This window comes from Gordonia sp. p3-SID1431 (genome assembly GCF_025143765.1).
Classification (GTDB): Bacteria; Actinomycetota; Actinomycetes; order Mycobacteriales; family Mycobacteriaceae; genus Gordonia; species Gordonia hongkongensis.
Window position 1 is genome coordinate 1 of sequence record NZ_JAMBDT010000142.1, and the last position, 10,038, is coordinate 10,038.

General features: G+C 71.1%; 1 protein-coding gene. It reads right to left on the bottom strand.

Translation table 11 applies throughout. The features are described 5' to 3' along the window. Positions 1-74: 74 nt before the first annotated feature. Positions 75-10,034, bottom strand: a complete 9,960-nt coding sequence (locus M4D77_RS22335) for a non-ribosomal peptide synthetase (RefSeq protein ID WP_311199336.1) — start codon at positions 10,032-10,034, stop codon at positions 75-77. Positions 10,035-10,038 lie beyond the last annotated feature (4 nt).

The following is a 10,038-nucleotide window of genomic DNA, read 5'->3' on the forward strand; positions in this document are numbered from 1 at the left end:
TTGGCCGCGCCCTCCGCAAGCTCCGGGCGCTCCTCAGGGAGCGGGGGTCGGCCGCGCCCTCCGCAAGCTCCGGCCTACTCAGGGAGCGGGTGGGGGCCGTCGCTTGCGCGCCGCGACTCGGCCTCGCGGATCGCCGCGTCGATCCGCGGTCCGATCACCTCGAGCGCGTCGGTGCCGACGATCCCGAGGTGATCGGCATCGACGTCGACACGGGTGACCCGCCCGCCGAGGAACGGTGTCCAGCGTCCGGCGGTGCTGTCTGGGTCGGCCTCCCCCGCCGCCGCGACGACGAGCATCGCGTCGCCGTCGTAGGTTCGGGGTCGGTGGTCGACGGCACGTCGGGCCGACGTCGCCATCCGCTGGAGCATGCGGTCGAAGGCGGCGCCGTCGAGGAGCCCGAGGCCGACGACCCGCTCGCGGACCGCCGCCGCCATCGCGGCCGGATCGTCGGAGGCGGTCACCGCGTCGACGTCGATGACCGCTCGCCACCCGCCGAGCAGGTCCGCGACCGTGGCTCGCGCATCCTCCGCGGACACCTCGGCGCGCGCCGGCGCCCCGTCGGTCTCGAGTCCACCGCCGGTCTCGAGTTCGTCACCGGTCGCGGGATAGCTGTCGAGGAGGCCGAGGAACCCGACTTCGGCACCCTGCGAACGCAATTCGGCCGCCATCTCCTGGGCGATGAGCCCGCCGAGGGACCAGCCGACGAGGTGGTAGGGCCCCTGCGGGACGATCGCCCGGATCTCGGCCACATACCGCGCGGCGAGTTCGCGGATCGACGTGGCGGCCGTGTCGCCGGCCACCACGAAGGGGTCCTGCAGACCGAAGACCGGCCGGTCGTCGAAATACGGTGTGAGACCGGCGAACAGCCACGCCAACCCGTCGGCGGGGTGGACGCAGAAGACCGGTTCGCGGCTGCCGTCCGCCCGTAGCGGCACGACCACCTGGCCCCGCGGTTCGGCGGTGTCGGTGGATTCCTCGTGCGTCGCCTGAGCAGCGAGCCGGGCGCCGAGATCGCGCGGTGTGGGTCCGGCGAAGATCCATGCGACCTCGACGGGCAGTCCGGTCCGTCGCCGCAGCAGCGACACCAGCCGCACCGCGGACAGCGAGGTCCCGCCGAGGTCGAAGAACCCCTGGTCCGCGTCGGTCACCGCGGTCCCGGTGATCTCCGACATCGCTTCGGCCACCGTCACTTCCCAGCGGCCGGTCGGGGCCGCGGGCTCGGCGTCCTCGCGTCCCCCACCGGCTGAGTTCATGAGCGCCGCGACCTCGCGGCGTCCGGGTCGCCCGTCCGCGCCGACCGGGATGGCGTCGACGACGCTGATCACCGTCGGAATACAGTGTGCGGGCAGCACTCTCGACAGCTCGCGTCGGAGGTCGGAGGCGCCGGGGCCGTCGCGGTCCACCACGACCCAGGCCCCCACCTCGACTCCGTCATCCGTCGGCTGACCGTCGGACGCCGACGCCACGACCGCCGCAGTGACGACGCCCGCCACCCCGTTGAGTGCCGCCTCCACCGCATCGAGATCCACTCGCCGCCCGCCGACCCGGGGGTGACGCTCGACCGGCCCGAGGATCTCCGGTCGTGTCATCGAGGCGTCGACCCACCGCGCCCGCATACCCGTCGCGAGCAGCGAACCGTCTGCCGTGCGCTCGTGCAACTCACCCGGCACCCGCGCCGGTACCGCCCGGCCCGCGCTGTCGAGGATCAGCGACGCACCGTCAACGGCACCGGTCACATCGACCTCACTCAGCACCATGTCGATGTCACCGGTCACGGCGTCGAGCATGCCTAGGAAGACGTCGCGTATCGACGCAACCGTCTCGATGTCGAACAGCGCTGCGGCGTAATCGATCTCGCCGACCAACTCGACAGCCGCACCGACGGACCGCTCCGCGAGACCGAGGGTGAGGTCGACCTTCGCCGGCGGCGGCCCCGGTTCGACGGCCACGACCTCGAGACCGTCCACGATGAGCGGCTCGGCGTCCGCGCCGATACCAGGCACCGCCGGTGTCCCGGACGACTCGCCGAGATAGTTGATCATGACCTGCACGAGCGGCGCGTGGGCGGTGGACCGGACCGGGGTGAGGTGCTCGACGAGGGTCTCGAACGGGATGTCGGCGTGCGCGAAGGCCGCGAGATCGGCGTCGCGGACCCGGCGGAGCAGGTCCTCGACCGTGTCCTCGGAGTGCACCGATGTGCGGAGCACCACGGTGTTGACGAACATCCCGATGAGCCCCGCCGTGGCCGCGTGCCCGCGACCGGAGATGGCGGCGCCGACGCTGATGTCCCGCACATCGGCCACACGGGCGAGTGCCGCGACGAAGGCAGCGTGACAGACCATGAACGGGGTCATCCCGTGCACGCGTGCGGTCGCCGCCACCGCCGCGCTGCGCTCCTCGCCGATCTCGAGGGGCAGCCGACCACCGGTGGGGTCGGCGATCGGCGGACGCGGACGGTCACCGGGGATCTCCAGTGCGGCCGGAACGTCGGCCAGCGTCTCGGTCCAGAACGAGTACTGCGCCGCCATCGGTGAGGTCGGATCGTCGAGGTCCCCGAGCAGATCGCGTTGCCACAGCGCGTGATCGGCGTATGCGATCTCCGGTACCTCGATCGACCCGTCTTCGGTGCGTCGACCGTTGCGGTACCCACCGAGGACCTCCGCGGCCAGGATCGCCAGGGACGCCGCATCGCCGGCTATGTGGTGCAGGACCAGCACGACTCGAAACACCGGCGGCGACGCACCCTCCGCTGATACCAGCGACGTCACCACACGCAACGGCAGCTGCGTCGTCACGTCGAATCCCTCCGCGCACAACGCCATCGCGTCCTCGGGCGTCCCGGCCGATTCCCAGCGCAGTCGGGCCGCCGCCACCGAAGGATCGAGGATGTGCTGTAGCGGCACCCCGCCGTCGCCGAGCGGGTAGACGGTCCGCAGCGGTTCGTGTCGCGTCATCACAGCCGCGACCGCGGCGCGTAGTGCGTCGACATCGAGGAGTCCCCGGATGTCGAATGCGATCGGCATGTTGTACGTCGGGGACGTCACGTCGAACTGGTTGATGAACCACAGTCGCTGTTGCGCATACGACAACGGGATGCGCTCGGGCCGGGGTCGTGCGACGAGCGGATGGTCGGAGACCCGACGACGCGTGACGAGTTGCGCGAGCTCGCGGACCGTCGGGGTGCGGAAGAGGTCGCGCACATCGAGGTCGGTCCCGAGCTGCTCGCCGATCCGGGCGACGACCCGCATCGCGGCGAGCGAGTTGCCGCCCAGATCGAAGAACGGTGTCGTGACCGAGATCTCGTCGAGTCCCAGCACGTCGGCGACGACGACGGCCACCGCCCGTTCGACGGCGTCGGCGGGCGGCACCATCTCGACCGGCTCGCTCCGCGGCGCGGGCAGGGCCCGGCGGTCGAGTTTGCCGGTCGCGGTCACCGGGACCGAATCGAGGACCACCCACTGCGTCGGGTGCATGTACTGCGGCAACGCCTGCCGCAGATGCTCACGGATCGCGTCGAGATCGACACGGCCGGCGAGGTATCCGACCAGTGCATCACCCGCCGGCCCGCTCCGGACGGTGACCGCCGCGTGTGAGATGCCGTCGACACGGGCGAGGACGGTCTCGATCTCCCCGAGCTCGATGCGCTGTCCGCGCAACTTCACCTGGAAGTCTGCCCGGCCGAGGTATTCGAGCGCACCGGAGGTGTTCCAGCGCACCAGGTCACCGGTCCGGTAGAGGCGCCCTCCGTGCGGGCCGGTGGGGTCGGCCACGAACCGTTCCGCGGTGAGGTCGGGCCGGGCGGCATAGCCGCGCGCCAGTTGATCGCCGCCGACGTACAGCTCGCCGACCACCCCGACCGGCGCCGGGCGCAACCCGTCGTCCAGCACCCACGTGGTGGTGTTCGCGTTCGGGCGTCCGATCGGCACGATCACGTCGCCGGGGGCGAAGCGGTACGCCGTCACCTCGACGGCCGCCTCGGTCGGCCCGTAGAGGTTGTCGAGGTCCGCCTGCGGCACGAGCGCCGCCATGGCCTCGGCGGTGGCCGCCGGCAGTGCCTCGCCCGACGCGTTGACCCGCCGCAACGACGACAGTGCCGCGCGCCGCCGCGGGTGGTCGCCGATGTACTCGACGAACGCCGCCATCATCGACGGCACGAAGTGCAGCGAGGTGACCCGATGCCGCTCGATTTCGGCGAGGACATGGGCCGGGTCGATGTGACGGCCGTCCTCGACGATGACGAGGCGGGCCCCGGCCATCAGCGGTTCGAACAGTTCGGGGACGGACACGTCGAAGGTGACCGGCGTCTTGAGCAGAACGGCATCGTCGGGACGCAGTGGGGAACGCACCGCCATCCATGCGAGTCGGTTGAGTACGGCGCCGTGACTGACCGTGACCCCCTTCGGCGTTCCGGTCGAGCCGGACGTGAACAACGTGTAGAGGGCGTTGCCCGGACACGGTCGACGGAGTTCCGGCCGGGGACCCGAGCGGTCCTCCGGCGGGGCGTTTCCGTCGACGACGAGGGTCGGTACCGACAGATCGGACAGCGCGGACGGGGTCACCTCAGCGGTCAGGATGACCGCGATCGACGCGGCGTCGACCATCGCGGCGACTCGTTCGGGCGGAATCGACGGGTCGATGCTGACATAGCTGCCGCCGGCCATCACCACCGCGTGGATCGCGAGCACCAGCTCCACCGACCGCGGGATACACACGCCCACGGCCACTTCCGGACCCACGCCGTGTGCGGACATCGTCTCGGCCAGCTGGGTGATCCGGTCCATGAACTCGCGGTAGGTCACGGATCGCGCACCGGCCACCAGGGCCGTCGACTCCGGTGAGCGTCGCGCGGCCGCCTCGATCGCATCGGTGACCGTCGACCACGGCACCGAGAGATCGGGGCCCACGACCAGTTCGGCGATCCGCGCGCGCTCGGACGCGTCGGTCAGGTCGATGGCACCGACAGCCATGTCGTCGGCACCGACGACCGCCTCGAGGACCCTGGTCAGGCGGGTGATCGCGGTGCGCGCGGTCCGCTCGTCGAACAGGTCGGTGGCATAAACGATCTCGACGTCCCACGCGCCTTCGGGACGGATCGTCACCGCCACGGTCAGGTCGAGCTGGGTGGTGCCGGTGGACGCCTCGATCGGTTCGAAGGTCAGTTTCGCCGATCCCGAGGGGTCGGTCCCGACGGTTCCGGTGTCCTGATCGTGCAGCACCGACAGCATCACCTGGCTGATCGGGGCGAACGCCTCCGACCGGACCGGGGACAGCCGGTCCACCAGGTACTCGAACGGCACATCGGCGCGGGCGAGGGCGTTGATGTCGTCGATGCGCACCCGTTCGAGGAAGTCCCCGACCGGGGTCCGGGGGTCGACGTCGGTGCGCAGGACCACGGTGTTGACGAACATTCCCACGAGGTCGTCGAGATGCGCATGGCCCCGTCCGGCAACCGGGGTGCTGATCACGATGTCGCGGGTCGCGGACAGCCTGGCCAGCACGATCGACAGCGCGGCGTGGACGACCATGAACTCGGTGGCCCCGTGGGCGCGGGCGGTGTCCGCGATCCGCTGTGTCAGTTCGGTCGGGATGGCCGCGATGACGCGACCGCCCCGTTGCGACGCGACCGCCGGTCGCGGCCGGTCCGTGGGCAGCGGGAGGAGGTCGGGGATCCCCGACAGTCGATTCACCCAGTAGCCGACCTGGCGACCGAGAACGGACTCCGGCGAGTCGATGTCCCCCAGCGTCTCTCGTTGCCACAGAGCGTGATCGGCGAACTGGATCGCCGGTGCGGCCGCCTCTGGCGCATGCCCCTCGGTGCGCGCCAGATAGGCCCCCCACAGATCGGCGACGAGCGGCCGCATCGACTCACCGTCGGCGGCGATGTGATGCAGTACGACGACGAGGACGTGGTCGTCGGTGTCGATCCCACCGTCGCCGACCGCGAACAGGCGGATACGCAGCGGCAGCTCGGACGTGATGTCGAAGGCGGCATCACCGACGAGTGCGGCCGGGTCGGCGAGCTCCCGCGGAGCCGCGATGTCCTCCCACCGCAGGCGGGCCCGGGCCTCGTCGATCGGCAGGATGTGCTGCCGCGGTTCACCGCCCGGCGCCGGGAACACGGTCCGCAGCATCTCGTGGCGGGCCAGCAGGTCGACGACGGCGGCACGTAGCGCACCCCGGTCGAGCCGGCCGCGGAGGCGGACGGCCATCGGAATGGTGTAGGCCCCCGAATTCGGGTCCAACCGGTTCAGGAACCAGATCCGTTGCTGCGCATACGACAGCGGAATGTGCGCGGGCCGCGGATCGACACGGCGCAGCGGCGGCGGTCGCGACGCATCGTCGTAAGCGGCGTCGACGCGACGCGCGAGCAGGCGAACCGTCGGCGCCTCGAAGACGTCGCGGACACCGACGCGGATCCCGAAAGCGTCCCCCGCGCGGGCACTCACACGCGTGGCCGACAACGAGTTGCCGCCGATGACGAAGAAGTCAGCGGTCACCGACACGTCGTCGAGTCCGAGAACCTCGCCGACGATGGCCGCGAGTAACCGCTCGGTGTGCGTCGACGGCGGAACGCGTTCGGCGTCGGCCTTCGACGGCTCGATGGCGGGGAGGCCGGCGCGGTCGATCTTCCCGATCGGGCTGCGTGGCATGGAGTCGAGCACCGTGAGTGCCGCCGGGACCATGTGCGATGGCAGATGGGTCGCGAGATGTTCACGGAGGGCGGAGATCTCGACCGGCCGTCCGGGGTCGACGGGTTCGACGTAACCGGCCAGCGAGGTCACCGGGTTCCCGACCCCGATGACCGCCGCCGTCCGCACCTGCGGGTGTGCGGTCAGGACGGCCTCGATCTCGCCGAGTTCGAGCCGTTGTCCGCGCAATTTGACCTGGAAGTCGGCGCGGCCGACGTAGACCAATCCGCCGCTGCGGTCCCGGCGCACGAGATCCCCGGTCCGGTACATTCGCGTGCCCGGTGCCCCGTCGACGGAGGCGACGAAGCGCTCGGCGGTCAGCGCCGGCCGTCCGTGGTAACCGCGTGCGAGTTCGGGACCGGCGAGGTACAGCTCCCCGACGACCCCCGGCGGCACCGGATGCAGCCGCTCGTCCAGGACATGGGCGCTCGCGCCGGGGACCGGGCTGCCGAGGTGGACCGGCTCGTCGACGCCGATCGGAGGCGAGGTGACGCTGATGATCGTGGTCTCGGTGGGTCCGTAACCGTTGTGGAACGCCACGTGCGCGGCCCACCGGTCCTTCTCCGTGTCGGGGACGGCCTCGCCGCCGACGAGGACGTCGGTCATGGGCAGGCGACCGGGATCCGGCAACGACGCCGCCACCGACGTCACCAGGAAGGCGTGGGTGGTGCGGTGCGTCGTGATGACGTCGGCGAGCTCGCGGCCCCCGTACACCTCGGGAGGCGCGACGACGAGCGTCGCAGCACTGCCGTAGGCACCGAGGACCTCGAGCATGGCGGCATCGAACGCGGGCGAGCTGATCGCCAGCCAGCGCGCATCGGGCCCGGATCGGTGCCGGTCGCGCAGCACCGTGCTGACACCCGCGAGGCCGCGGTGCGTCACGAGCACCCCCTTCGGCGTCCCGGTCGATCCGGAGGTGAAGATCATGTAGGCGCCGGAGTCGGGTGTCACCGGCCCGTTGCGACGCGGCGGGTCGAGCGCCGGGCGTCTGCGCAGGTCGGCGACGAGCGCCGCGTCGAGCAGCAGTCGCGGCGGCCACGTGGAGGTCGTGTCGGCGGCCGGCCCCTCGACACTCCCGTCGGTGAGCACCAGCACGGCGTTCGCGGCGTCCAGGACCCGAGCGATGCGTTCCGCGGGGTAGCGGGGGTCGATCGGGCAGTACACCGCACCGGTCTTGGCCACTGCCCACAAGGCGAGCTGCGCCGTCGCCGACCGCGGGAACGCACTGACGACCACGTCCTCCGGACCGATACCGCGGCCGATGAGGGCCGTCGCGAGATGCGAACTCGCCGAATCGAGTTCGGCATAGGTCCAGACGTGTTCGGGGTCCGCGGCGGCGGGGTCGACGACGGCCGGGTGGGTCGGGCGCATCCGCGCCGCGTCGACGAGCAGGTCCGAGAGGAGTCCCGGAACGGGATCGGGGTCGCCCGAGACGAGCGGGATCATCTCCTCGTCCGGGGTCAGCAGCTCGAGGTCCCCGACCGGCAGTGCGCTGTCGCCGACCGCGGACGTCAGTACGCCGACGAATCGGTCCGCGAGCCGACGCGCGGCGAAGTCGTCGAAGAGGTCCGTTGCGTAGGTGAGCGAACCGCGCCACGGAGCCCCCTCGGCCGGGTCCGTCAGAACACCGAGGGTCAGGTCGAGTTTTGCCGAGTTGTCCTCGACCGCAACGGGTTCGACGTCGAGGCCGGCGACCTGCCCATCGGGGGCGCCGGGAGCGGCGAGATCGGACGTGGTGAGCAGCACCTGGACCAGTGGCGCGTGGGACGCGGTGCGGGCCACCCCGAGTTCGTCGACGACGTCGTCGAACGGCACGCCGGCGTGATCGAGGGCGTCGAGATCCACCTCGCGCACCACCCGCAGGAGGTCGGTGAACGGCTGTGCGGGGACGATCGGGGTCCGCAGCGCCACCGTGTTGACGAACATGCCGATCAAGTCGTCGGTGTCGCCGTCGCGGCCCGCGGCGGCGGTCCCGATGACGACGTCGCGGCTCCCCGACAGCCGACCCAGCACCGCGGCGAGTGCCGCGTGCAGCACCATGAATGCGGTGGCGTCGCCGGCGCGGGCGAGGATGCCGATCCCCTGCGCGACACGTCCCGGGATGACGAACTCGACGGTCGCGCCCCGCATGGTCGGCGTGGCCGGACGTGGGTAGCTGGTGGGCAGATCCATGAGGACCGGGGCGCCGTCGAGCCGGCGGGCCCACCACTGCCGGTGCTCGTCCTGCTCGTCCGCTCGTCCGGCGGCCCGTAGGACGTGATCGGCGTACTGGAGCGGGAGCGGCGGCCAGTCCGGGCTCCGACCGTCGCGTCGTGCCGAGTACGCGGTGAGCAGATCGCGCGACAGCGCCCGGCCCGACTCGCCGTCGGCGGCGATGTGATGGATGCTGACGGCCAGCAGCGCACTTGTGCCGGGATCGACGTACACACGGGCGCGCACGGGCAGGTCACGGGTCAGGTCATATGGCTCGGCGGCGACGGCCAGCGCTTCGGACTCGGAATCCGCCACCGCCCAGTCGAATCCGGGATTTTCCGGATCGACGTCGTGGATTCGTTGCTCGGGGCGTCCGTCGCGGGACACCGGGTATGTGGTCCGGAGAACCTCGTGGCGCGCGACCACGTCCGCGAGCGCTCGACGGAGGTGTTCGACCTCGACCGTGCCGCGGAGTCGGAAGGCGAACGGGATGATGTACGACGCCACCGCCGGCTCGTACTGGTTGATGAACCACATGCGGCGCTGGGCGCTCGAGAGAGGCAAGACCGACGGACGGGCCGGTGCAGTCGACCGATCCGGGACTGCTGTTCCGGCCCCGGCGATGTCTGCCGCCTGAACTCGACGCGCGAGATCACGGACCGTCGGGGCGTCGAAGACGTCTCGCACCCGTACCGGGACCCCGAGCATCCGGGAGACGCGGGCCGCGAGTCGGGTCGCGGCCAGTGAGTTGCCGCCGAGATCGAAGAAGCTGTCGGTCACCGACACCGAGTCCGCGGCAGACAGCCCGAGCACGTCGGCGAAGACACCGGTGATCGCGACTTCGGCGTCGGTCTCGGGGAGCACACGTTCGGCGGCGACGAAATCCGGTGCGGGCAGGGCTTTTCGGTCGACCTTGCCCGCGGTGTTCAACGGCAACGCGTCCAGGACGACCCAGGACGTGGGCCGCATGTACGCGGGTAGTTGCTCAGCCGTCGCGCGCAGATGCTCGACGTCGACATCCGCTCCGGTGACGTGAGCCACGAGTTGTTCTCCCGCAGCGAGTTCCATGACCGAGACCACCACCTGGGCGACACCCGGCGTGGTGCCGAGGACGGTTTCGATCTCCCCCAACTCGATCCGCTGCCCCCGCAACTTC